Below are 22,404 nucleotides of genomic sequence, written 5' to 3'. Positions count from 1 at the left end.
CCCCTGACAGCAAAAAAGCCCCGGTGTTGACCGGGGCTTTTTGTTTCGCAGTGTGCAAGGCTTAGCTGATTGCAGCAGCCTTCACGTCATCATCGATGTACGGCAGGTACTGTTCAAAGTTGTCCGAGAACATCTGTACCAGCTTTGCAGCCTGCGTGTCATAGGCCGCCTGATCGTCCCAGGTGCGGCGCGGATCCAGCAGGACCTCGGCAACGCCCGGTACTGTCACGGGAACATCAAAGCCAAAGTTGCCATCCTTGCGGAATTCGGCCTCTGCAAGCGAACCATCCAGTGCCGCAGTCAGCAGCGCGCGGGTCGCGCGGATCGGCATACGCGAGCCGATGCCATATGCACCACCGGTCCAGCCGGTGTTGACCAGCCAGCAGGTTGCGCCATGTTCCGCGATTTTTTCGCGCAGCAGGTTGCCGTACACTTCCGGGCGGCGCGGCATGAAGGGCGCACCAAAGCAGGTGGAGAAGGTGGGCTCAGGCTCGGTCACGCCACGCTCGGTGCCTGCCACCTTGGAGGTGAAGCCGGACAGGAAGTGATACATCGCCTGCGCCGGGGTCAGCCGTGCGATCGGAGGCAGCACGCCAAAGGCATCACATGTCAGCATGATGATGTTCTTGGGATGGCCGCCGCGCGCGCTTTCCGAAGCATTGGAGATATAATGCAGCGGGTAGGCGCAGCGCATGTTTGCGGTCAGGCTGTCGTCGTTGAAATCCAGCTCTTTGGTCTCTGGATCGAACACCATGTTTTCAATCACGGTGCCGAACTTGGAGGTGGTGGCGTAGATTTCCGGCTCTGCCTCGGCATTCAGGTTGATGGTCTTGGCGTAGCAGCCGCCTTCAAAGTTGAAGGTGCCGTTGTCGGCCCAGCCGTGTTCATCATCACCAATCAGCACGCGATCCGGATCTGCGGACAGGGTGGTCTTGCCGGTGCCGGACAGGCCAAAGAACACGGCGGTGTCGACCGGGTTGCCCTTGGCATGGTTGGCGGAGCAGTGCATCGGCATGATGCCTTTTTCCGGCAGCAGGTAGTTCAACAGCGAGAAGACGGATTTCTTGTTCTCACCAGCATATTCCGTGCCGCCGATCAGGATCATCTTGCGATCGAAGTTCATCGCGATCACGGTTTCGCTGCGGCAGTTGTGGCGCTCGGGGTTGGCCTGGAAGCTGGGGCAGTTGATAACGGTGAAATCTGCAATGAAGTCGTTCAGATCCTCGCGGTCCGGACGACGCAGCATGGTGCGAATGAACAGACCGTGCCAGGCCAGTTCGGTCACCATCCGTACGTTGATTGCATGTGCGGGATCCGCGCCACCGACGAGATCCTGAACGAAATACTCTTTGCCCTGCATATGGGCCAGCATGTCGTCATAAAGTGCGTCAAAGCCCTCGGGGCTCATCTCGGCGTTGTTTTCCCACCAGATGGTGTCAGCAACACTGGCGGTTTTCACGACATGTTTGTCCTTGGGGGACCGGCCGGTGAATTTCCCGGTTGTCACCAGGAATGCGCCGCCATTTCCAAGGGTGCCCTCGTCGCGCTTCAGGGCCGCCTCAATCAGGGCGGGCTCCATGAGGTTATAATAGACGTTACCCAGACCTTCGATACCTTGATCTTCGAGGCGGAAATTCGGGTTTACCCGTCCAGATGCCATTTGTTTCTTCTCCCGTGTCGACCATTGAAGGCCGCAAACAATAAAGCCGCGCCCTGGGGCATTCGTCGGCTCAACCAGCCGATGAGGGTGGTCTTAACATGACGTTTTGCTGGCTGAACAGGAGCCTTTGCCGCAGTTAGCGCCATCACGTCGATGTTTAGCGCAACCATTCTTTTTGACGACAATTTGTCGGGCAAGATGTCGGATCGTTCAGCGCCTGCTAAGGTATTTTTGTCTCAATTGAGGCGAAACTGTGTCGGGAATCTTTGATTGGCATTGATTCGCCGCTGCAGACGGGCGATGAACGTCTAAAAGACGCAAAAAATGAGCAGTTAAGGGACCAATCAGATGTCAAAGATTGCATTAGTTGATGATGATCGGAATATCCTGACCTCGGTCTCCATGACGCTTGAGGCTGAAGGGTTCGAGGTGGAAACCTACAACGACGGACAGGCCGCGCTGGACGCTTTCAACAAAAAGCTGCCCGATATGGCCGTTCTCGACATCAAGATGCCGCGCATGGATGGCATGGATCTGCTGCAACGTCTGCGCCAGAAAACACAGATGCCGGTGATCTTCCTGACCTCCAAGGATGATGAAATCGACGAGGTTCTTGGCCTGCGCATGGGCGCGGATGATTACGTCAAGAAACCATTCTCTCAGCGCCTGCTGGTTGAGCGTATTCGCGCGCTCCTGCGGCGCCAGGAAGCGATCAGCGGGGATGCGGTCGCAACGACCACGGAAAGCAAGGTCATGGAGCGGGGCAATCTGCGGATGGATCCCTTGCGCCATTCGGTCAGCTGGAAGGGGCAGGATGTGTCCCTGACCGTAACCGAATTCCTGCTGCTGCAGGCACTGGCGCAACGCCCCGGTTTCGTCAAAAGCCGCGATCAGCTGATGGATGTGGCCTATGACGATCAGGTCTATGTGGATGACCGCACCATCGACAGCCACATCAAGCGCCTGCGCAAGAAAATGCGCAGCGCCGATCCTGAGTTCGCCGCGATTGAGACGCTTTATGGTATCGGATACCGTTACAATGAAGAGTAAGCCGACAGCCCGGATGGGCAGGGAATAACGCCGATGCGCGATGCGGGTATAGGCCGCTCTCAGCGGGACAATGATGTGGTTCTGGGCGAAGATTGGGTCGCGCCGGATCAAGCCGTCACGCCCGAGTTGCAGAACAAGCGCGCGCGCCGCGGGGTTTTCTCTCTGCGAGGCTCGCCCCTGACCCGCAAGATCATCACCCTGAACCTGATTGCCCTCATCATTCTGGTCTCAGGCATCCTCTATCTGAACTCTTCCCGGCAAAGCCTCGTCTTGCAACGCGCCGGGGCACTTGCCGCCGAGGCGATGCTGATTTCCGATGTCTTTGAGGCTCAGTTGCCTGAAATTGGCACCGTTAGCCTCGCGGTTGGGGACGGGATTGATCCGGTAACAACCCTGCAGAACATCAGCCTGCGCTCGGGTGTCGAGGTGTTCGTGTTCGACACGGCCGGAACGTTGATCGCACAGACCAAGGGCGTCGAAACCGGTGGTGCGCTGGATCTTTTGGGCGAAAAGGGGCAGGCGCCTACGATTATCAGTGATGCCCTGTCCGCGGTCTGGTCGGCTGTTGGTGGTTTTGTCAAACCTGATCAGGGCGGTGTCAGCACCTCTCTTGAGGACCAGCTGCGCAATATGGTGCAGCGGGCATTATCCGGCGGCACCGAAGTGCAGGCTGTTGTGGATACCTCAGGCGGGACCGTTTTTTCGGCGGCAACACCGATCCTGTTTCAGGGAGAGGCAATTGGCGTTGTCACCCTTGCATCGCCGACCGGCGAAATCGATGCGCTTGTTCGTAGTGAACAGGAACAGGTTCTGCAGATGTTCGTCGTGGCCCTGCTGGTGTCCATCGGTCTTAGCCTGGTTTTGGCCTCTACCATCGCAAATCCATTGGCCGATCTCGCCGCGGCAGCCGAATTGGGACGTGACGGCGATGCCCGCAAATCCAAGCCGGGCCGCATTCGTATTCCTGACCTGACCGCGCGACCGGATGAGATCGGTCGCCTGAGCCGCGCGCTGCGTGGCATGGTAAAGGCGCTTTACAACCGGATCGATAGCAACGAGCAATTCGCTGCGGATGTGGCACATGAAATCAAGAACCCGCTGGCTAGCCTGCAATCGGCGGTGGGTACGTTGCGCATGGTCAAGCGAGAGGATCAGCGTGACAAGCTGCTCGACGTGATCGAGCATGACGTTCGCCGACTGGACCGTTTGGTCAGTGACATCTCCAATGCCTCGCGCCTGGATGCAGAGCTGGTCAAGGAAGAAGAAGAAACCTTTGACCTGCTGAACATGCTCGGCAACCTCAATCAGTTTCTGGGCGAGGATGCGCGCGGCAAAGGCATCGACTATATCACTGACCTGCCCAAGACGCCGATCGATATCCAGGGCCTTGAGGCCCGGCTTGCTCAGGTCTTTGTGAACCTCATCACCAACGCAATTTCCTTCTGCGAAGAAGGCGATGCAATTCGGGTCTGGGCACGTCGACGTGATAATCGGGTGCTCGTCGTGGTGGAAGACACTGGCCCCGGCATCCCCGAACAGGCCCTGAGCAAGGTTTTCAAGCGGTTTTATTCCCAGCGCCCGGTAGAGCATTTTGGCAATAACTCCGGCCTTGGTCTGGCGATCTCCAAGCAGATCGTTGAGGCCCATGGCGGTGTCATCTGGGCTGAGAACATTCGCCCGACTGAGGCAGATATCACCTCTGAACCTCTGGGCGCCCGTTTCGTGGTCGGCCTGCCGATCTGATCCATGACAGATGAAACGACCTGCCAGATTCATGCCAGCTGTGTGGATGTGGCAGGGCGCGGTCTCTTGATTACCGGGGCGTCCGGCAGCGGAAAATCGACGCTTGCGCTTTCACTCATCGCGCTTGGTGCGCGTTTGATTGCGGACGACCAGGTCTGCCTCAACGTCGAGAGTGGCTCGCTGGTGGCGCGACGGCCCGCGACGCTGCCGCCATTGATCGAGGCGCGCGGCATAGGGTTGTTGCAGGCCGATACCGTGGCGCATAGCCGCGTTGCGGCTGTGGTGGATATGGACGCGCTTGAAACAGATCGTTTGCCCCACCACCTGAGCACTATGTTTCTAGGGTGTGAAATACGACGGTTTCGACGGGTGGATGGCCCACAGTTTGCCCCGGCGCTGCTGCTGGCCTTGAAGAACGGAGCACATGATGCAGATGCCCGGATCTGATAGCGAAATTCCGGTTGTTCTGGTGACGGGCCCATCGGGTGCGGGCAGGACAACAGCGATCAACGTGCTGGAGGATCTCGGGTTCGAAGCGATTGATAATCTGCCGCTTCGGTTGTTGCCTGATCTTGTTGAGGCAAACAGCCTGAGCCGCCCAATGGCGCTTGGCCTTGATAGCCGCAACAGAGATTTTTCTCCCGCGGCACTTCTGGATGTCATCGACCGGCTTTCGGGGCAGAAGAACCTCGCGCTCAATGTGTTGTATCTGGATGCAGACCCGGATGTTTTGTTGCGGCGCTATTCAGAGACCCGGCGGCGCCACCCGATGTCCCCTGCGGAAGACCCGGAAATTGGGGTGACGCGGGAGCTGGATCTGATGGCCCCGATCCGTGACCGGGCGGATTTCCTGCTGGATACTTCCGAGATGAATGTTCATCAGCTGAAGGCAGAAATCGAACGGCAATTCGCCCCTGGCGGGCGGGCCCTGGCCGTGTCGGTCCAGAGTTTTTCCTACAAGCGCGGGGTGCCGCGCAGCATCGACATGGTGTTTGATTGCCGGTTCCTGGCCAATCCCTACTGGGACGCAGACCTACGCAGTCTTAATGGACGTGACCGGGCGGTGCAGGACTATGTCGGACAGGATGCCCGGTTTCAGCCATTTTATGACCGCGTGCTGGATTTGGTCCGGTTGCTGTTGCCTGCCTATCGCGAAGAGGGTAAATCGCATCTCTCCATTGCATTTGGGTGCACCGGAGGACAGCACAGGTCGGTCACATTGGCAGAAAGACTTGCCAGTGATCTTGCAGAAGACGGGCAGCAGGTGTCAATTAGACACCGCGAGCTGCATGGCCAGCGGCAGAAGTGAGGGACCGGCTTGATCGGAATCGTTATCGTTGCACATGGTGGTTTGGCCAAGGAATACCTGGCCGCTGTAGAGCACGTGGTTGGCCCTCAGGTCTGTCTTGAGGCGATCGCCATCGGGCCCGAAGACGACCGGGACGCAAAACAGCGTGAAATCTGCCGTGCCGCAGACACCGTCGACAGCGGCGATGGCGTCGTTGTGGTGACTGATCTGTTTGGCGGATCTCCGTCCAATCTCAGCCTTATGGCCTGCACCCCTGCAAACCGGCGTATCCTGTACGGGGCGAACCTGCCCATGCTGATCAAGCTGGCGAAATCCCGCCATCTGCCTGTGGCAGAGGCGGTGCGTCACGCGATGGAAGCAGGACGCAAGTACATCAACGCCCAAAATATCAACCCCGAAGGGGAGCAAGCGCATTAAATGGTTCAGAAAACTCTGAAAATCATCAACGAAAAAGGCCTGCACGCGCGGGCATCGGCGAAATTGGTCGAAGTGGTCGAAGGCTTTGATGCCACGGCAGAGGTCTCGCGCGATGGATTGTCGGCATCGGGCGACAGCATCATGGGGCTTTTGATGTTGGCAGCCTCCAAGGGAACGACTATTGACGTCACGACTTCGGGACCGGATGCAGAGGCGCTGGCTTCAGCTCTTGACGCATTGGTCGCCGACAAGTTCGGTGAAGGATACTGAACCGGCAGGAACGAGACGACACAGGACTGAGCCCTTGGTGGAAACGGCGCATGAACAGGATACTGGTGGCAAGCCAGAGGCTGCAGAGACCGGCGAGATTTATGATCGCCGCACGCTGACCTATGCCAACTCCTTTGATGATCGCTGGACCTCGCTGGCCATCCGGGCGATTGAATGGTGCACCGGCAAGCTGAAGATCCTGCGGATGGTGCGTAAGTTCGAGCGCAACAATGCAGAGTATCGTGGCCAGAAATTCTGGCGCGGCGCGTTGAACGTGATGGGTATCGATCTCGTCACGCCGCAAGAGCAGATCGCTCGCATCCCGACCGAGGGGCCGGTTGTCGTTGTGGCAAACCATCCGCACGGCATGGTTGATGGCATGATCTTTGCGGATCTGATCGGCAGAGTGCGGCAGGATTACCGGATCCTGACACGTTCCGTTCTGACCGGTCTGGACGAGGCAGCGACCTCTTTCATGATTCCGGTGCCCTTTCCTCATGATCCTGACGCACAGCGCAAAATGGTCGAGATGCGCGGCAAAGCGATGGCCTACCTCAAAGAGGGCGGCGTTGTCGCATTGTTCCCCTCGGGTGTTGTGATGTCATCCGACAGCTGGTTTGGTCCGGCGGTGGAACGTGAATGGAATGTCTTCACCGCTCAGCTGATCCGTCGCTCCGGTGCGCGTGTGGTGCCGATCTATTTCCCAGGCAGCAACTCTCGCTGGTATCAGATCGCCAACCGGATCTCGCCCATTTTGCGACAGGGGCTTCTCCTGCATGAGATTGTCCGTTCGTGCAACAAACCGCAGGCACCTGTGGTTGGTGAACCGCTGACAGATGAGCAGATGGAGCAGCTGCACAGTGACCCACGTGGTTTCATGGCCTGGCTTCGCGAACATACGCTGAACCTCGGTAAATCGGCCTGATTGGTCAAACCCCGGAATAGAAACGGCGCCCCCTGGGCGCCGTTTTTCGTTTGGACCATTCAGCGGGTCGGGACGGGAACTTCCCCACGGTAGTCGTAGAAACCGCGCTGTGTTTTCCGGCCCAGCCAGCCTGCTTCGACGTATTTCGTCAGCAGTGGGCATGGGCGATACTTGGTATCCGCCAACCCGTCATGCAGCACGTTCATAATCGCAAGACATGTGTCCAGCCCGATGAAATCTGCGAGCTCCAGAGGGCCCATAGGGTGATTGGCGCCCAGCTTCATCGACTCATCAATCGACTTAACGCTGCCGACCCCTTCATAAAGGGTATAAACCGCCTCATTGATCATCGGCATCAGAATCCGGTTCACAATAAAGGCAGGGAAATCTTCGGCGCTGGCAGCGGTCTTGCCCAGTTTCTCGACCACGGCATGACATGCAGAAAATGTGGCCTCGTCCGTGGCAATGCCGCGGATCAGTTCGACCAGCTGCATGACAGGCACAGGGTTCATGAAGTGAAAGCCCATGAACCGTTCGGGACGGTCCGTGCGGCTGGCCAGCCGGGTGATCGAGATCGACGAGGTGTTCGACGTCAGAATCGTATGCGGGAGAAGATGTGGCTGAAGATCTTCAAAGATCGCCTGCTTCACGGTTTCCCGCTCTGTTGCCGCTTCGATCACCAGGTCTGTCTTGCCGACATCCGCCAGCGTCAGCGTGGTCGAAATGCGCGCGAGTGCTGCGTCGACCTCGGCCTGATCGATCTTGCCCTTGCTGGCCTGGCGGGTCAGGTTCTTTTGGATCGCGCTTAGCGCCGCGTCCAGAGCCTGCTGACTAATATCATTCAAAACAACGTCATAGCCTGCCAAGGCCATGACATGTGCGATGCCGTTGCCCATCTGGCCCGCACCGATAACGCCGATTTTCTGGATGTCCATCGCTCATGCCTCTTGGAGTTTCCGGCGGATCATACTGGCCCGCCGATAGACGGCACAAGGCCGATTGGGGGAGTTTTTACTCAAAGTTGAGCATTAGCAATTCGTCAACAGGTCGCGGGCTAACTGAGACTCGGGTGAAAATTGGTGGGTACCATGAGCTACGAACTCAAGAGCGCAACCGCGCTTGCGGGCGAGCCGTGCAGCTATGCGGGCTCGAAACTGCTGGTCAGGGGACCAGCGCGGGATCTGACTGAACCATATCTGGCATTTATCGGCGGGACAGAGGTCTTTGGCCGCTTTGTCGAGGTGCCATTTGTGGCCGAGGCCGAGGCGCAGTTGGGGCAGACCTGTGTCAATCTTGGCAGCGTCAATGCAGGCGTTGACAGCTTTCTGAGCGACGATGCCCTGCTTGGGATCGCGCATGGGGCTGAAACGACTGTTTTGCAGGTGCTTGGGGCTCAGAATATCTCCAACGGCTATTACAAGGTTCACCCGCGCCGCAACGACAGGTTCCTGTGCGCGCACGCCCCCTTGCGAGAGCTCTATCCTGAGATCGACTTCACGGAATACCATTTCAACAAACACCTCCTTGGGGCCCTGAGATCCTGCTGCAAAACCCGTTACGAAACCGTGCGGGATCATCTGCAAAGCACCTGGATCGATCGCATGGGAGAGCTGATTGCAGAGATAGAGGGCAATGTGGCCCTGTTGTGGGTACAATACGATCTCGATCAGCAGTCGCTCTTTGGTCATGAACCCGCGCTGGTGGATCGCCCGATGGTCGATTCCCTGCGGGCACAGGTGGACGGGGTGATCGAAATCCCCGTGCACACCGCACGAGAGGCCGCTGATATCGAGGGAATGTTCTACGGCCAGATGGATCTGGCGTCGGCGCAGCGCATGATTGGCCCGAAGGAACATCAGCGCATCGCCGCAGAGCTGGTGCGCTATTTCCAGAACAGTTGAGAAGACCAGCCTGAAACGAAAAAAGCCCGCAACGGATGTTGCGGGCTTTCGTGTTTGAAAGAAAGCTGTGCTTACAGCTTTTCCATCAGCTCGGGAACGGCGTCGAACAGATCGGCAACCAGACCGTAGTCAGCAACCTGGAAGATCGGTGCTTCTTCGTCTTTGTTGATCGCGACGATGATCTTGGAGTCTTTCATACCCGCGAGGTGCTGGATCGCACCGGAGATGCCGATCGCAACATAGAGCTCAGGAGCGACAACCTTACCGGTCTGGCCAACCTGCCAGTCGTTCGGGGCATAGCCGGAGTCCACGGCGGCACGCGATGCGCCAACAGCCGCGCCCAGCTTGTCTGCCAGACCTTCGATCAGTTTGAAGTCTTCTTCGGAACCGACGCCACGGCCACCGGAAACAACCACACCAGCAGAGGTCAGCTCAGGACGATCGCTCGCGGCAACCTTGTCCTCAACCCACTCGGACAGGCCGGGGTTTTCAGCAGCAGAGATAGTTTCCACAGATGCAGAGCCGCCGTCGCCAGCCGCGTCAAAGGTGGAGGTCCGGAAGGAGATGACCTTTTTCGCGTCGTTCGACTTCACGGTCTGAACCGCGTTGCCTGCGTAGATCGGGCGCTCGAAGGTGTTGCCATCGACAACGCCGGACACGTCCGAAATCACCATCACGTCCAACAGCGCCGCAACGCGGGGCAGAACGTTTTTTGCATCGGTGGTCGCCGGTGCAACGATGTGCTCGTAGTCAGAGGCAAGCGACGCGATCAGCGCAGCGGTCGGCTCTGCCAGGCGGTGACCCAGGGACGCATCTTCTGCGACCAGAACCTTGGCAACGCCAGCGATCTTGGCGGCTTCTTCGCCAGCGGCTGCTGCGGATGCACCAGCGGCAAGGACAGTCACGTCGCCCAGTTTCGCAGCCGCGGTTACGGCTTTTGCGGTTGCGTCCAGCGCCAGGGCGCCATCGGTCACTTCGGCAAGGAGAAGAACAGCCATTATACAGCCCCCGCTTCTTTGAGTTTCCCAACCAGCTCGTCCACAGAGCCCACGATGATACCAGCGGCACGGGCAGCAGGTTCGGTGGTGGAAATGATTTCCAGACGCGGGGAGACGTCGACGCCGTAGTCGTCAGCGGTTTTCTCGTCCAGCGGCTTTTTCTTGGCCTTCATGATGTTCGGCAGCGACGCATAGCGCGGCTCGTTCAGGCGCAGGTCCACGGTGACGATGGCAGGCATCTTCACTTTGATGGTCTGCAGACCGCCGTCCACTTCGCGGGTCACAACAGCGTTGTCGCCGTCGATGTCCAGCTCAGAGGCAAAGGTGCCCTGGGACCAACCCAAGAGCGCCGACAGCATCTGACCGGTTGCGTTCATGTCGTTGTCGATCGCCTGTTTGCCGGCCAGAACCAGACCGGGCTGCTCTTCCTCGACCACTTTGGCCAGGATTTTCGCAACGGCCAGCGGCTCGATGTCGGTGTGAACGTCGTCGGCTGCAACAACCAGGATCGCGCGGTCTGCGCCCATGGCCAGAGCGGTCCGCAGAGTTTCCTGCGCCTGCTTCACGCCGATGGAGACAACAACGATCTCATCTGCTTTGCCGGCTTCTTTGAGACGGATGGCCTCTTCGACGGCGATTTCGTCGAAGGGGTTCATCGACATCTTTACGTTGGCGAGATCGACACCGCTGCCGTCCGCTTTCACGCGGACCTTCACGTTGTAGTCAATCACGCGTTTGACGGGCACAAGCACCTTCATTTTGCGTTCTCTCCTTAGACAAACGGTAAGCCGCCGGGGCGACTCTCCTCCATGCTCTCGCGATGTTGATAACGGCTAAGAATGACCCGCAACAGGGCAAAATCGTCACGTTACCGTCCACCGACGTCGCGTCTGAACAAATGTCGGATCACTTTTGCAGGAATGTTTCCGCTCTCATGTTCAGCTGTCGCTGGGGAAACAATGCCGGGCGGGATGCTGCAACTGCATCCTCCGGGAATCGTTGACGCGGCGTTGTGCCGCGTCAATCAAGCCATGCAGAAACGTTGGTCTCAGCGATTTGCGCCGGGCACCCACAGGACATCGCGGGCGCCATCGTCGTTGGCCGCACGCGAAGCAACAAAAAACCAGTCCGACAAACGGTTGAGATACGTGACCGCAGCGGGGTTGATGTCTTCGAGTGTGGCCAATTCCGTTGCCAGGCGTTCGGCGCGCCGGGCCACTGTGCGACAGACATGCAGATGCGCCGACAGGGCAGAGCCGCCGGGCAGCACGAAACTGCGAAGGGGCGCCAGGTTGGCGTTCATCGTGTCGATTTCTGCTTCCAGCCGCTCGACCTGTGAGGACGCCATCCGCAGGGGCGGATATTCGGCGGTTGCATCCTTGTCCATGTCGGGCCGGCACAGATCCGCGCCAAGATCGAACAGGTCATTCTGGATGCGGGCAAGGGCGTCGTCCATGTCGCCTTGGGCTTCCAGCCGCGCGACACCAACAAAGGCATTCAGTTCGTCAGATGTGCCGTAGGCATTGACGCGCGCAGAATGCTTGGCGACCCGCTCACCATTGCCTAGCGCGGTATCCCCCTTGTCGCCGGTCCGGGTGTAGATCTTGTTCAGTACGACCACGTCTTACTGGCCTCCCTGGTTACGAAGATAGAGATACCCCAGAAACAGCACGACCGCGATGAACTGAAACAGAATACGCAGGCGCATCATCTTGTTTCCGTATTTCGCATTGAAAGCCCCGCCTGCGCCAAAGCCGCCAATGCCGATGGCGAGCACGATAACGGTGGCCGCAATCGCGAGGATCGCCAGAATGTGGAGCGGATCACTCATCTTCTCATGTTCCTTGTCTGTCGGTGCAGCAGGCGAATGCCCCCATGGCAGGCCGCGCTGCGAGTAAGCTATCTAAGGCGCGCAAGGATGCGGTCAATCGCGCGCGTTGTCAGAATGCGTTTTAGCACACCGCCGATGTGGGTCGGTACGGTGACATAGTAGCGCGGACGCGGACGTGGGCTTTCGCAGGCATGAAGGAGCTTTGCTGTCACGGCGGAGGCGGGCAGTTCAAAGGTGTCCGGCCCTTTGCTCTCGTACAGGCGCTTTAGCAGGTTCGATTCGTAGCGATCACGCAGGGCCGAATTTTCCCAATCCACGTATCTCTCGAAATGGGGGATCGCCTTTTCGCGAATCTTGGATGTCACAGGGCCCGGTTCGATCAGAATGACCTTGATTCCGCTGTCCCGCAATTCGATGCGCAATGTGTCGCTCAGGCCTTCGATGGCATGTTTGGTTGCCACATATGCGCCGCGCCACGGAAAGGCGACGAACCCGAGAATAGAGGAATTCTGCACAATGCGACCGTGTCCTTGGGCGCGCATGACGGGGATCACAAGGCGTGTCAGCTCGTGCCAGCCAAATACGTTTGATTCGAAAATGGCCCGCAGCCCGTCGGTCGACACATCTTCTACTGCGCCGGGCAGCCCATGCGCCCCGTTGTTGAACAGCACATCCAGCGTGCCACCGGTGTGCGCCAGCACCTCCGCGAGCCCATTTTGCAGGCTGTCGGGGTCGGTATAGTCCATTCGTGGGCTGATAAACCCTTGGGCCCGCAGACGGTCGCAGTCGGCCTGTTTGCGGCAGCTTGCAAATACGGTCCAGCCTTTCGCGCGCATTCCGTGCGCAGCATCCAGGCCGATCCCGGAGGAACAGCCTGTAATCAGGATCGTTTTTTGCATGATGCCCTCGCGCGTCAGGTAAGCCCTAACCGCGCTTTATGAGCCTTTCTTGCTGATCAGGGAAGCGGCAATCCAGCCAACTTTTCCCCCTTCAACAGTGCGCAGGTGCAGCCAACCGGTGCCGATGTCTTCAATCACCTGAACCTCTGCGCCGTTGGTCAGCTGGTCAAGAACGGGATAGACCGTGCCGGGACCGGAACGCATGTTCACCCGCGTCGCGGTGACAGAGCGAATGTCTGCCTTTGGGTCTTCGATCTCATCGACCACTGCGGCAGCGGTGATCAGTTCGGCCTCCGGGGTTGCATCAGACAGCCCCGAAAGGCCGTTGGAAAGCGATGCAAGCTGCACGGTGGCCTGCTGGTCATCCGCTTGCGACGCTGCACCAACCGAGAAAGCCGTGTCAGAATCGGTGAAACTGTTCCCGACCGCTGCGATCTGCTCCATCGCGACGCGCTTGCGCAGGCTCGGATCTGCGAGTGGGCGTTCGGTTTTGGTCGCCGAGGTTGCGGAATCCACCCGCAGCGCGACCTTGCTTACCAATGATTCTGCTGTGACCGGAGTGGCCCGCGACGGAGTATCGTCCTGGCCAAACATGGCATCCGCAACATCCAATGCAGCGGATGGTCCTTTGGGTGGTTCAAAATCAGCGCCGCCGCTGGCCTCGTAAAAACCCCAACCAAGAAACAAAAACGATGCGACGACGAAACGTGACATTTTACATCCCCCCCAGGATAGCCGGATAAAACACAACAAATTCAAGACAGATGGCCAATGGCCGTGTGCAGGTAATACGCATCTGCACCCCAGAATGTTCCGGCCAAATTACTGTACGCTATTTGGCGTAATTTCGGTAGGGGAGTTCCCGGCGGTTTCTCCCCCAACGGGTGAGAGGGCATGGCTGGGCCCTTGGTGCGTGCGAATGCTGGGGGTAACTGCGCATTTTCGGTCAGCCCTGCTTTACCAAGGCCAGAGGGGGCAGTATCACAAATGCATGACCGACCTGGTAGATGATCAAGACACCCCCGATTCCCCCGCATCTGGAGAAGTGCTGGAGCCGCTGCGCCGCGCCATTGGCGAGCGGTATCTGACCTATGCGCTCAGCACCATCATGCACCGGGCGCTGCCCGATGCGCGCGATGGTTTGAAACCGGTGCACCGTCGAATTCTCTATGCGATGAATCGCCTGCGGCTGAGTTCGTCCGGCGGCTTTCTCAAATCGGCCAAGATTTCCGGCGACACGATGGGGGATTTCCACCCCCACGGCGATGCGGCGATCTATGATGCCATGGCGCGCCTCGCCCAGGACTTTAACGTCCGCTACCCGCTGGTCGATGGTCAGGGCAACTTTGGCAATATCGACGGCGATAACCCGGCGGCCTCGCGCTATACCGAAGCGCGGATGACCTTCATCGCCGAGGCGATGCTGGAAGGGCTGAATGAAAACGCGGTTGATTTCCGTGACAACTATGATGGCCGTCTGACAGAACCCGCGGTTCTGCCGGCGACTTTCCCAAATATTCTGGCCAATGGTGCATCGGGCATCGCCGTCGGGATGGCGACCAACATCCCGCCGCATAACATCGCTGAATTGATCGACGCCTGTATCCATCTGATCCGCACGCCGGATGCACGCGATGATACGCTGCTGAACTATGTTCCGGGGCCGGATTTTCCGACCGGTGGCATCATCGTCGAGCCCAAGGAAAACATCGCCAAGGCCTACAGCACCGGCCGCGGTTCTTTCCGTCTGCGGTGCCAGCACGAAGTCGAGGACCTGGGCCGCGGCCAGTGGCAGATTGTCGTCACCGAGATCCCTTACCAGGTTCAGAAATCCAAGCTGATCGAAAAGATCGCAGAGCTGATCCAGACCAAAAAGGTGCCGATCCTTGCTGATGTGCGTGACGAATCGGCTGACGACATCCGCATCATCCTGGAACCCAAGTCCAAGAATGTGGACCCTGAGGTTCTGATGAACATGATGTTCCGCAACTCGGATCTCGAAGTGCGGTTCAGCCTCAATATGAACGTGCTGATCGATGGTGTGACCCCAAAGGTCTGCTCGATGAAGGAAGTGCTGCGTGCCTTCCTCGACCATCGTCGTGACGTCCTGCAACGTCGGTCGCAGCACCGGATGGACAAGATCGACCACCGTCTGGAGGTTCTGGAAGGCTTCATCATTGCCTTCCTCAATCTGGACCGTGTGATCGATATCATCCGCTATGATGACGACCCCAAGGCAGCGTTGATGCGCGAGGACTGGGATCGCGATCACCCGCGTGCCTACAGCGAGGCGGAATATGTCTCGCCGGACGAGGGTGTGGGAGAGCTGACAGAGGTCCAGGCCGAAGCGATTCTGAATATGCGCCTGCGCAGTCTGCGCCGTCTGGAAGAGATCGAGCTGACCCGCGAACGCGACGCGCTGCGTGAGGAACGCGCGGGCCTGGTTGAGCTGCTGGGATCCGAAGAGCTGCAGTGGTCCCGGATCACCGAACAGCTCAAGGACACCAAGAAGCAGTTCGGCAAGGATTATGCTGGTGGCGCCCGTCGCACCCGTTTTGCCGAAGCAGGCGAAGTGGAAGACGTGCCGCTGGAGGCAATGATCGACCGAGAGCCGATCACCGTGGTGTGTTCGCAGATGGGCTGGATCCGCGCAATGACCGGCCACATCGACCTGAACCGCGAGCTGAAGTTCAAAGATGGGGATGGCCCGCGCTTCATCTTCCATGCGGAAACCACCGATCGTCTGCTGGTGTTTGGCTCAAACGGCCGTTTTTACACCGTCTCTGCGGCCAACCTGCCCGGCGGGCGTGGCATGGGCGAGCCCCTGCGCCTGATGGTCGATCTGCCGAACGAAGTCGAAATCGTTGATATCCTCATCCACAACCCCGATGGCAGGCTGTTGGTTGCCTCGGATGCGGGCAATGGCTTTATCTGTGCGGAAAAAGACATCGTGGCCCAGACCCGCAGCGGCAAGCAGGTTCTGAACGTCAAGGATGACGACAAGGCCAAGATCTGCATCCCGGTAGAGGGCGACCACGTTGCGGTGGTCTCTGAAAACGGCAAGTTCCTGGTCTTCTCTGTTGAAGAAATGCCCGAGCTGAGCCGTGGCAAGGGGGTTCGCCTGCAGAAATACAATATGGCCCGCGGCAAACAGGGCGCGCTGGAACTGGACGGTGGGCTGAGCGACATCACCACATTCAACTGGGATGAGGGGCTCAAGTGGGAAATGGGCGGTGGCAAGACCCGCCACGAGGGAGACCTGACCGAATGGCTTGGCAAGCGTGCAAGCGTCGGCAAACGGCCTCCGCATGGTTTCCCGCGGAACTATAAATTCAAATAGGGCGCTCATTGCGCCCTGTGACCTGTGACCTCAGCGCCACCCGGTCCCCGGCCTTGGACGGTATGTCTTTACCGCTGCCGGGCCGGGCGGCTATCTGGGAGCAGATGTTTTTCACAATGAGACTGTCATGATCCGCATTTTTGCCCTTCTGGCCGCCCTGGTCACTCTTGCTGCCTGCACAGCGGCTGCTCCGGATGAACCTCTCGAGGATCTGGGCGCCTTCAAGCTGGGCCATAATATCGTGATCGCGTCCAAGGTGCAGATGGTGCCCGGCTCGCGTGAGGTGTCGCAGGAGGAATGGATCGACGCGCTGAAGAACGAGGTGGACGCCCGCTTCAGCCAATATGACGGCGATCAGCTCTATCATTTCGGTATCAGTGTCGAAGGCTACTTTGTCGCTCCGGGCGGCGTTCCTCTGGTGCTGAGCCCGAAATCGGTTCTGGCCATCAATGTGACGGTCTGGGATGACGCCGCAGGCTCCAAGCTGAACCAGGAGGTGAAGAAATTCACCGTCTTTGAAACAACCACTGCGGACAGCTTCCTGGTGGGGTCGGGACATGCGCGCACCCGCGAAGAGCAGATCCTGGGACTGGCGCGCAATGCTATCGGTCAGATCGAAGACTGGATGGTCGAACAGCACAAGGAAAATGGCTGGTTCGATGCCAAGTCAACCACTGCAGAGGCGCCTGATACAGGGGCGGCCCCTGCTGCCGACGCCACCAACGAGGTTGCGGGCTAGCCCATCGCCTCTCTCCAGTTCCTGAAGAAACCTCGCCGGACACAGGCGGGGTTTTCTGCGTTTCATGCGCTGGTTTGTGCGATCTACGCGCAACTCTTGGCAAATGGCACGCAGTTGCCGATCAATCATGGGCCGACGCACAGGAACGGGTTGATTTTCGTCCACAAACCAAATAAGCCGCGCGCGCAGAGGAAAACCGGGTCACGTTTCGACCCCCAGTTCAAAAGGGCGCCTACAGAATGGCTAAGGAAAAGTTTGAGCGTACAAAACCGCACGTCAACATTGGCACCATCGGCCACGTTGACCACGGCAAAACCACGCTGACCGCAGCGATCACCAAGTACTTCGGTGACTTCAAAGCCTACGACCAGATCGACGGCGCACCGGAAGAAAAAGCACGCGGCATCACCATCTCCACCGCACACGTGGAATATGAAACCGCAGACCGTCACTACGCACACGTCGACTGCCCCGGCCACGCTGACTATGTGAAAAACATGATCACCGGTGCGGCGCAGATGGACGGCGCGATCCTGGTTGTGAACGCAGCTGACGGCCCGATGCCGCAGACCCGCGAGCACATCCTGCTGGGCCGCCAGGTTGGCATCCCGAAGATGGTCGTGTTCATGAACAAGGTTGACCAGGTTGACGACGAAGAGCTGCTCGAGCTCGTCGAAATGGAAATCCGTGAACTGCTGTCCTCCTACGACTACCCGGGCGACGATATCCCGATCGTTGCAGGTTCCGCTCTGGCGGCGATGGAAGGCAACAAGCCTGAGATCGGCGAAGAGAAAATCAAGGAACTGATGGCGGCTGTTGACGAGTACATCGACACCCCCGAGCGCGCTGTTGACCAGCCGTTCCTGATGCCGATCGAAGACGTGTTCTCGATCTCCGGCCGTGGTACCGTTGTGACCGGTCGTGTTGAGCGCGGCGTGATCAACGTTGGCGACGCGATCGAGATCGTTGGTATCCGTGACACCACCAACACCACCTGTACCGGTGTTGAAATGTTCCGCAAGCTGCTGGACCGTGGTGAAGCAGGCGACAACATCGGCGCGCTGCTGCGTGGTGTTGACCGTGACGGCGTTGAGCGTGGTCAGGTTCTGTGTAAGCCGGGTTCCGTGAAGCCGCACACCAAGTTCGAAGCTGAGGCCTACATCCTCACCAAAGAAGAAGGTGGTCGTCACACCCCGTTCTTCGCGAACTACCGTCCGCAGTTCTACTTCCGCACCACCGACGTGACCGGCACCGTGACCCTGCCGGAAGGCACCGAGATGGTTATGCCGGGCGACAACCTGAAGTTCGACGTTGAACTGATCGCCCCGATCGCGATGGAGCAGGGCCTGCGCTTTGCGATCCGCGAAGGCGGCCGCACCGTCGGCGCCGGCGTTGTGTCGAAGATCACTGAATAATTCGCTCTAGCGAATGATCAGATGAGAAAGGGCGCCCGATGGGCGCCCTTTTTCTTTGCAGTGCCTGCAGGTCAGGGCAGAAACCCGTCCAGGCAAAGCGCTCCTTTGTCTTTGCCTTACGTGCGCAGGGGCTGCCCGACGGCGCGGTCGGCTGTATCCGTGATATCGTCCAGCGAGGTTTCAATGCTCTGGCGCAGGAGTTCGAAATCCTCGTCGCTTGGCTTTTTTGGCACCTCGTCCGTCCATTCCCGGCACATCAGCACCCCGCGCGAAAACGGCAGCGGCAGCATCTGTTTGTCCCAGGTGGGCAGGCGCAGCACGCGACGTTCTGCAAAGGCGACGGTGAACACGCGGCAGCCTGTCATCCGCGCCCAGGTGATTGGCACGCCGGATGAGATGCGGGCCGGGCCGCGCGGGCCATCAGCCGCGATCCCGATCGAGCATCCCTCCTTTGTGCGGCGTAGGACTTCGCGCGACAAGGCCACATGGCGCTTGTGGCTCGACATCGGGATGGTCTCAAACCCTAGGCGCACCAGGATCTGGCCCGCCAGTCGTCCGGCGCGGGCGGCGGAGGTCAGCGCGCAGATGCGGCCCAGGGACGTGTCGAACAGATAAGGTGCCATGATCAGCCGTTGGTGCCAGAGCACGAAAATCACCGGCTCGCCCCGACGCACGCAGGCGTCCATTTCCTCAAACCCTGTGCGTGTCCAACGTGAGGTTCGGAAGGCGAATCGCACATAGCCTGCCAGGAGCGCCTCAACGGCACGGTTTACTTTCGGGCTGTCAGCGATCTTTTTGCGCAGGCTCACGGGGATTTTCCTTTCCCAGGACAGGTCTGTTGGCCCTGTCATACTGAACCAGAGCCACCGGGGCCAGCCAGAGCCGAGAGCAGAGCAGCTGTTTGGCGGAAAACCCTGCGTCTTCTGCGATTTCCCTCTTGCCAGTGGCGCAGCTCTGCCTTAGGAACTGCCGCACCGTAGGGGTATAGCTCAGTTGGTAGAGCGACGGTCTCCAAAACCGTAGGTCGCGGGTTCGAACCCTGCTGCCCCTGCCATTTTCTGATACATCGAGATCTTCCGCGCAATGGGTGGCCTGCGGTCGGGTGATCTGTGTGGCGTGTCATGTGCCAACGCCCCAGCCGTGACCGGGGCGTCTGACGGTTGTCGAATGGCTGTTATCAGGCGGCGTGGATCGGGCCGGATGCTGCACGAACCGGCGCGAACTCTGCAGGGATCACGGGATCTGGCGCGGTATTGGCCGGAACTGTCATATGCTGCGGTGGCAGGCCTTCAAGGCAGCGGGCAAAGGCCATTTCAAAACCTCGTTCCAGATCGCGGGCATAGCGGCTGTTGTCGAACAGCGGCGCCTTGGCCTGCATCAGCCGCAGTTTGCTGCGCAGCGTCATCAGCTGGTCACGATCCTCGGCGAGCTCCAATGCGCGCGCCTCATACGTCTTTTCGCTGGTGGTGAGCAATTCACCAAGCCCCGCCGCAGTGAGGAGGCTGGCCGTGGTCCGTGCCGCAAACTGGCGACCTGCCATCGACAGAACCGGCAGCCCTGCAATCAGCGCCTCGCGGGCTGTTGGCCCTGCGTTCAATGTAAAGGTATCCAGGAACAGGTCCGCGACCTTTGCCCGCGCCATGCGTTCGCTGCCATCACAGGCCGGGCCAAAGATCAGCCGCTCGGGAGAGACACCACGCGCTTCGGCCTCTTTGCGCAGGGCCACCTGTGCCTTGGTGGGGTAGGCGGGCATCCACAGAACGCTGTCGTCCACTTTGGTCAGAAGGCGCATCCAGATGTCATACTCGCGCGGGGTGATGGCGTGGCTGGGGGCCAATGTGCAGAACACAAAGCCATCATCAGGCAGGCCACAATCGCGACGGCTGAATTGATGACCAGAAAGATCCGGCGCCTCGATGCTGCCATGGTAGCTGTGCGGCATCCGGATCAGATGCTCTTCAAAGTAACGCTCGCTGCCGGGTGGGCAGGTGACGGCATCGGTCAGCAGATAGTCATAGGCCAGTGTCCCCATCGTGCCGGGAAAGCCGGGCAGGGCGATCTGCACAGGTGCGATTCGGGCGCCAAAGACCTGGGTCTCTACCTCTTCGGTAAAGCTGGTCAGATCAATCGCGATGTCCAGCTTGTCAGCCTGCGCCTGGGTGCGGATGGTGCTGGCCGCAAGGCCGCGCAGATCGCGGTGGTGGACATGGGCGCAGCCTTCGCGTGCGGGGCCTGCCACATAGGCATATAGCGCAAAACGGCTGGTGTCGTGCTGGGCCAGCAGCGTGTCGAGGCGGTCCAGCGCGTCGCGGTCTCGGGCTGAGCTCACGAAATATCCGATGCGCAGCTGAACAGGGCGGCTGTCTGTCGCGGCAGCAAGGTGAACCGGTTCAGCAGGCGGTGCCGCATGGGCATGGGCCTGCATCCGGATCCGCAGCAGGTCTGGGTTGTCCTCAAGGCCGATCAGCGCCTGCGGCGCGCAGGCGGATCCCCGCAGGCCCAGATTGCGGCGGTGTGCCTGATATTCGTCAATCCAACGCCAGTCACATAGTTCGGCCATCAGCCGCAGCTTGCGCGCCCGCGCGCGGTCGTCTGCGGGGCGGGCCACGAGGATCTGCTCCAGATGATGGATCGCCTCGGCCTGTCGCCCTGCCTGACCGGCCATCTGGGCCAGATTATAACGGGCTTCAAGAAAGTTTGGCGCATAGCGTGCGGCCTGTTCATACAGCTTGCAGGCAACGTCGACATTTCCAAGCTGGCGCTGGATGTTGGCACGATTGTACAGAAGCTGCGCGTTGTCTGGCGCCTGCTCAATCGCCTTGGCAAAGCATTCATCTGCCTCGATAATCTTGTCTTGTTCCAACAGGGTGTTGCCCATGTTGTTGAGCGCGGGCAGGCAGGCCGGATCAAGCGAGAGTGCCTTTTTGTACAGCGCCAGTGCATCCTGTCCGCGGTTCTGGCGTTTGTAGACATCGCCCATCGCGGCAAAGGTGGTTGCGGATGTGGGCTGCAGTTCGCAGGCTTTGTTCAGGCAGGTCGCCGCCTCGTCCAACGCGTTTTGCGCCAGATGGCAGCGGCCAAGCAGCTCCCACAGAAAGGCGGATTTGCGGTGGGTGTTCAGCAATTCGGCGCATCGTGCCGCGGCCTGCTGGTATTGGCCATGTTGATACAGCGCGGTCAGCTGCTCCTGCAGATCGGGGTCCAGCGCCTTTGCGGCCTGCGGTGGCAGGCTGCGGCTGCGGCCGGGGAGCTGGCCAGACAATTTCATCGTCAGTGGCGGAGCCGTGTGCGCATCGCGTTGCGGATCAGCGGCCAGGATGCCGGAATTGGTCGGGTCGTTCGCCTGTCGATCTGTAGGTGCGAGGGTCATGGAATCCTATCTCATAATCGCGCTCGAATAGGGGGTCGCGGCGTTGCGCTGGAAGAGCCCGCGCCCCATGGCCAACGTTTATGACCCTCGAAAATTAAGATAGAATTGATCAGACCTGCGAAACTTGACGTGCGGTCAGATGGTTGGATGCGCGGCCTGATGCCGGGGCAGAGCGGCGCCGCGGGGGGCGGGGCTTGAAATTGCCATAGTCTCCGGTTACATCGCAGACTGATTGCTAGCAGAGAGAAACCGCCTCATGGCCACTACAAACCCCGTCCAGTTCATCCAGCAGGTCCGCGCAGAAGTCTCCAAGGTCGTTTGGCCGACCCGTCGTGAGGTGCTGCTGACCACCGTGATGGTGTTTGTCATGGCGGCGCTGACTGCCGTGTTCTTTGCGATCGTCGATATCCTGATCCGTTTCGGGCTTGAGGGTATCCTGGGCATGTTCGGCTGATTTCGGCCTACCGCACAGTTTGATTGATTGGCCGGGAGACCGGCCTTTCTTGTCGTACGGCGGATAGGATGGCGTTCATCTAA

General features: G+C 59.2%; 22 protein-coding genes and 1 tRNA gene. 13 read left to right on the top strand and 10 right to left on the bottom strand.

Annotated elements, in window-relative coordinates:
* Nucleotides 1-61 precede the first annotated feature (61 nt).
* On the bottom strand, nt 62-1,660 hold the full coding sequence (locus KUV39_RS11660; RefSeq protein ID WP_008559850.1) for a phosphoenolpyruvate carboxykinase: 1,599 nt from the start codon (nt 1,658-1,660) through the stop codon (nt 62-64).
* Between the two features lie 348 nt (nt 1,661-2,008).
* On the opposite strand from KUV39_RS11660, the gene KUV39_RS11655 reads away from it, so the two are divergent.
* Genes KUV39_RS11655 through KUV39_RS11625 form a run of 7 tightly spaced genes read left to right on the top strand, consistent with a single transcriptional unit; the run spans nt 2,009 to nt 7,374 of the window.
* Nucleotides 2,009-2,710: a response regulator transcription factor gene (locus KUV39_RS11655; protein ID WP_008561074.1), complete on the top strand. Its 702-nt coding sequence runs from the start codon at nt 2,009-2,011 to the stop codon at nt 2,708-2,710.
* A 33-nt stretch (nt 2,711-2,743) separates the two neighbouring features.
* The gene (locus KUV39_RS11650; protein WP_222459826.1) at nt 2,744-4,453 is read left to right on the top strand and encodes a sensor histidine kinase; all 1,710 of its coding nucleotides are present in this window, start codon (nt 2,744-2,746) and stop codon (nt 4,451-4,453) included.
* A 3-nt stretch (nt 4,454-4,456) separates the two neighbouring features.
* Nucleotides 4,457-4,900: an HPr kinase/phosphorylase gene (locus KUV39_RS11645; RefSeq protein WP_222459825.1), complete on the top strand. Its 444-nt coding sequence runs from the start codon at nt 4,457-4,459 to the stop codon at nt 4,898-4,900.
* The gene (gene rapZ, locus KUV39_RS11640; RefSeq protein ID WP_008561026.1) at nt 4,881-5,762 is read left to right on the top strand and encodes an RNase adapter RapZ; all 882 of its coding nucleotides are present in this window, start codon (nt 4,881-4,883) and stop codon (nt 5,760-5,762) included. Before KUV39_RS11645 ends, rapZ begins: the two co-directional genes overlap by 20 nt.
* Before the next feature lie 9 nt (nt 5,763-5,771).
* The gene (locus tag KUV39_RS11635) at nt 5,772-6,179 is read left to right on the top strand and encodes a PTS sugar transporter subunit IIA (RefSeq protein ID WP_046211551.1); all 408 of its coding nucleotides are present in this window, start codon (nt 5,772-5,774) and stop codon (nt 6,177-6,179) included.
* Nucleotides 6,180-6,449 (top strand): HPr family phosphocarrier protein, encoded by a 270-nt coding sequence (locus KUV39_RS11630; RefSeq protein ID WP_046211550.1) that lies wholly within the window; start codon nt 6,180-6,182, stop codon nt 6,447-6,449.
* A 34-nt stretch (nt 6,450-6,483) separates the two neighbouring features.
* Nucleotides 6,484-7,374, top strand: a complete 891-nt coding sequence (locus KUV39_RS11625; RefSeq protein ID WP_037302650.1) for a lysophospholipid acyltransferase family protein — start codon at nt 6,484-6,486, stop codon at nt 7,372-7,374.
* 59 nt (nt 7,375-7,433) lie between these two features.
* Here the strand turns inward: KUV39_RS11625 and KUV39_RS11620 are convergent, their stop codons facing one another.
* Complete coding sequence (locus KUV39_RS11620) at nt 7,434-8,309, bottom strand: 3-hydroxybutyryl-CoA dehydrogenase (protein ID WP_046211549.1); 876 nt, start codon at nt 8,307-8,309, stop codon at nt 7,434-7,436.
* 153 nt (nt 8,310-8,462) lie between these two features.
* On the opposite strand from KUV39_RS11620, the gene KUV39_RS11615 reads away from it, so the two are divergent.
* Nucleotides 8,463-9,275: a DUF6473 family protein gene (locus KUV39_RS11615; RefSeq protein ID WP_222459824.1), complete on the top strand. Its 813-nt coding sequence runs from the start codon at nt 8,463-8,465 to the stop codon at nt 9,273-9,275.
* Nucleotides 9,276-9,346: 71 nt separating this feature from the next.
* Here the strand turns inward: KUV39_RS11615 and KUV39_RS11610 are convergent, their stop codons facing one another.
* The 6 genes from KUV39_RS11610 to KUV39_RS11585 form a co-directional block, all read right to left on the bottom strand.
* The gene (locus KUV39_RS11610; RefSeq protein WP_008559149.1) at nt 9,347-10,273 is read right to left on the bottom strand and encodes an electron transfer flavoprotein subunit alpha/FixB family protein; all 927 of its coding nucleotides are present in this window, start codon (nt 10,271-10,273) and stop codon (nt 9,347-9,349) included.
* Nucleotides 10,273-11,031 (bottom strand): electron transfer flavoprotein subunit beta/FixA family protein, encoded by a 759-nt coding sequence (locus tag KUV39_RS11605; protein ID WP_008562758.1) that lies wholly within the window; start codon nt 11,029-11,031, stop codon nt 10,273-10,275. The genes KUV39_RS11610 and KUV39_RS11605 overlap by 1 nt, the downstream gene beginning before the upstream one ends.
* Nucleotides 11,032-11,321: 290 nt before the next feature.
* On the bottom strand, nt 11,322-11,894 hold the full coding sequence (locus tag KUV39_RS11600) for a cob(I)yrinic acid a,c-diamide adenosyltransferase (protein WP_050674098.1): 573 nt from the start codon (nt 11,892-11,894) through the stop codon (nt 11,322-11,324).
* A 3-nt stretch (nt 11,895-11,897) separates the two neighbouring features.
* Nucleotides 11,898-12,104, bottom strand: coding sequence for a twin transmembrane helix small protein (locus KUV39_RS11595; protein ID WP_008561088.1), 207 nt, complete (start codon nt 12,102-12,104; stop codon nt 11,898-11,900).
* Nucleotides 12,105-12,172: 68 nt separating this feature from the next.
* A complete protein-coding gene (locus KUV39_RS11590) occupies nt 12,173-13,003 on the bottom strand; it encodes an SDR family NAD(P)-dependent oxidoreductase (RefSeq protein ID WP_222459823.1) in 831 nt (276 codons plus the stop codon).
* A 36-nt stretch (nt 13,004-13,039) separates the two neighbouring features.
* Nucleotides 13,040-13,717: an SH3 domain-containing protein gene (locus KUV39_RS11585; protein WP_008560573.1), complete on the bottom strand. Its 678-nt coding sequence runs from the start codon at nt 13,715-13,717 to the stop codon at nt 13,040-13,042.
* Nucleotides 13,718-13,994: 277 nt separating this feature from the next.
* Between KUV39_RS11585 and KUV39_RS11580 the strand changes: the two genes are divergently transcribed.
* The 3 genes from KUV39_RS11580 to tuf all read left to right on the top strand — a co-directional run bounded on the left by KUV39_RS11580 (nt 13,995) and on the right by tuf (nt 18,497).
* Nucleotides 13,995-16,343, top strand: coding sequence for a DNA topoisomerase IV subunit A (locus KUV39_RS11580; RefSeq protein WP_222459822.1), 2,349 nt, complete (start codon nt 13,995-13,997; stop codon nt 16,341-16,343).
* A gap of 127 nt (nt 16,344-16,470) precedes the next feature.
* On the top strand, nt 16,471-17,082 hold the full coding sequence (locus KUV39_RS11575) for a hypothetical protein (RefSeq protein ID WP_222459821.1): 612 nt from the start codon (nt 16,471-16,473) through the stop codon (nt 17,080-17,082).
* Nucleotides 17,083-17,321: 239 nt separating this feature from the next.
* On the top strand, nt 17,322-18,497 hold the full coding sequence (tuf, locus tag KUV39_RS11570; protein ID WP_008560197.1) for an elongation factor Tu: 1,176 nt from the start codon (nt 17,322-17,324) through the stop codon (nt 18,495-18,497).
* Nucleotides 18,498-18,613: 116 nt separating this feature from the next.
* On the opposite strand, the gene KUV39_RS11565 is transcribed toward tuf, so the two are convergent.
* On the bottom strand, nt 18,614-19,306 hold the full coding sequence (locus KUV39_RS11565; protein WP_008561500.1) for a lysophospholipid acyltransferase family protein: 693 nt from the start codon (nt 19,304-19,306) through the stop codon (nt 18,614-18,616).
* Between the two features lie 169 nt (nt 19,307-19,475).
* Between KUV39_RS11565 and KUV39_RS11560 the strand changes: the two genes are divergently transcribed.
* Nucleotides 19,476-19,551, top strand: a tRNA-Trp gene (locus KUV39_RS11560).
* Nucleotides 19,552-19,674: 123 nt separating this feature from the next.
* Here the strand turns inward: KUV39_RS11560 and KUV39_RS11555 are convergent.
* Nucleotides 19,675-21,867 (bottom strand): O-linked N-acetylglucosamine transferase, SPINDLY family protein, encoded by a 2,193-nt coding sequence (locus KUV39_RS11555; protein WP_222459820.1) that lies wholly within the window; start codon nt 21,865-21,867, stop codon nt 19,675-19,677.
* A gap of 256 nt (nt 21,868-22,123) precedes the next feature.
* Between KUV39_RS11555 and secE the strand changes: the two genes are divergently transcribed.
* Nucleotides 22,124-22,321, top strand: coding sequence for a preprotein translocase subunit SecE (secE, locus tag KUV39_RS11550; RefSeq protein WP_008560174.1), 198 nt, complete (start codon nt 22,124-22,126; stop codon nt 22,319-22,321).
* Nucleotides 22,322-22,404: the final 83 nt, after the last annotated feature.

Origin of the sequence: Phaeobacter italicus (genome assembly GCF_019801785.1) — a bacterium.
GTDB lineage: Bacteria > Pseudomonadota > Alphaproteobacteria > Rhodobacterales > Rhodobacteraceae > Phaeobacter > Phaeobacter italicus.
This window is presented reverse-complemented; position numbering and strand designations above follow the sequence as displayed.

Coding starts and splice junctions, on each gene's coding strand:
- KUV39_RS11660 (WP_008559850.1), bottom strand. CDS start 1,660: ATGGCATCTGGACGGGTAAACCCGAATTTCCGCCTCGAAGATCAAGGT.
- KUV39_RS11645 (WP_222459825.1), top strand. CDS start 4,457: ATGACAGATGAAACGACCTGCCAGATTCATGCCAGCTGTGTGGATGTG.
- KUV39_RS11655 (WP_008561074.1), top strand. CDS start 2,009: ATGTCAAAGATTGCATTAGTTGATGATGATCGGAATATCCTGACCTCG.
- KUV39_RS11580 (WP_222459822.1), top strand. CDS start 13,995: ATGACCGACCTGGTAGATGATCAAGACACCCCCGATTCCCCCGCATCT.
- KUV39_RS11590 (WP_222459823.1), bottom strand. CDS start 13,003: ATGCAAAAAACGATCCTGATTACAGGCTGTTCCTCCGGGATCGGCCTG.
- KUV39_RS11650 (WP_222459826.1), top strand. CDS start 2,744: ATGCGCGATGCGGGTATAGGCCGCTCTCAGCGGGACAATGATGTGGTT.
- KUV39_RS11585 (WP_008560573.1), bottom strand. CDS start 13,717: ATGTCACGTTTCGTCGTCGCATCGTTTTTGTTTCTTGGTTGGGGTTTT.
- KUV39_RS11610 (WP_008559149.1), bottom strand. CDS start 10,273: ATGGCTGTTCTTCTCCTTGCCGAAGTGACCGATGGCGCCCTGGCGCTG.
- secE (WP_008560174.1), top strand. CDS start 22,124: ATGGCCACTACAAACCCCGTCCAGTTCATCCAGCAGGTCCGCGCAGAA.
- KUV39_RS11615 (WP_222459824.1), top strand. CDS start 8,463: ATGAGCTACGAACTCAAGAGCGCAACCGCGCTTGCGGGCGAGCCGTGC.
- tuf (WP_008560197.1), top strand. CDS start 17,322: ATGGCTAAGGAAAAGTTTGAGCGTACAAAACCGCACGTCAACATTGGC.
- KUV39_RS11555 (WP_222459820.1), bottom strand. CDS start 21,867: ATGACCCTCGCACCTACAGATCGACAGGCGAACGACCCGACCAATTCC.
- KUV39_RS11575 (WP_222459821.1), top strand. CDS start 16,471: ATGATCCGCATTTTTGCCCTTCTGGCCGCCCTGGTCACTCTTGCTGCC.
- KUV39_RS11605 (WP_008562758.1), bottom strand. CDS start 11,031: ATGAAGGTGCTTGTGCCCGTCAAACGCGTGATTGACTACAACGTGAAG.
- KUV39_RS11620 (WP_046211549.1), bottom strand. CDS start 8,309: ATGGACATCCAGAAAATCGGCGTTATCGGTGCGGGCCAGATGGGCAAC.
- KUV39_RS11595 (WP_008561088.1), bottom strand. CDS start 12,104: ATGAGTGATCCGCTCCACATTCTGGCGATCCTCGCGATTGCGGCCACC.
- KUV39_RS11630 (WP_046211550.1), top strand. CDS start 6,180: ATGGTTCAGAAAACTCTGAAAATCATCAACGAAAAAGGCCTGCACGCG.
- rapZ (WP_008561026.1), top strand. CDS start 4,881: ATGCAGATGCCCGGATCTGATAGCGAAATTCCGGTTGTTCTGGTGACG.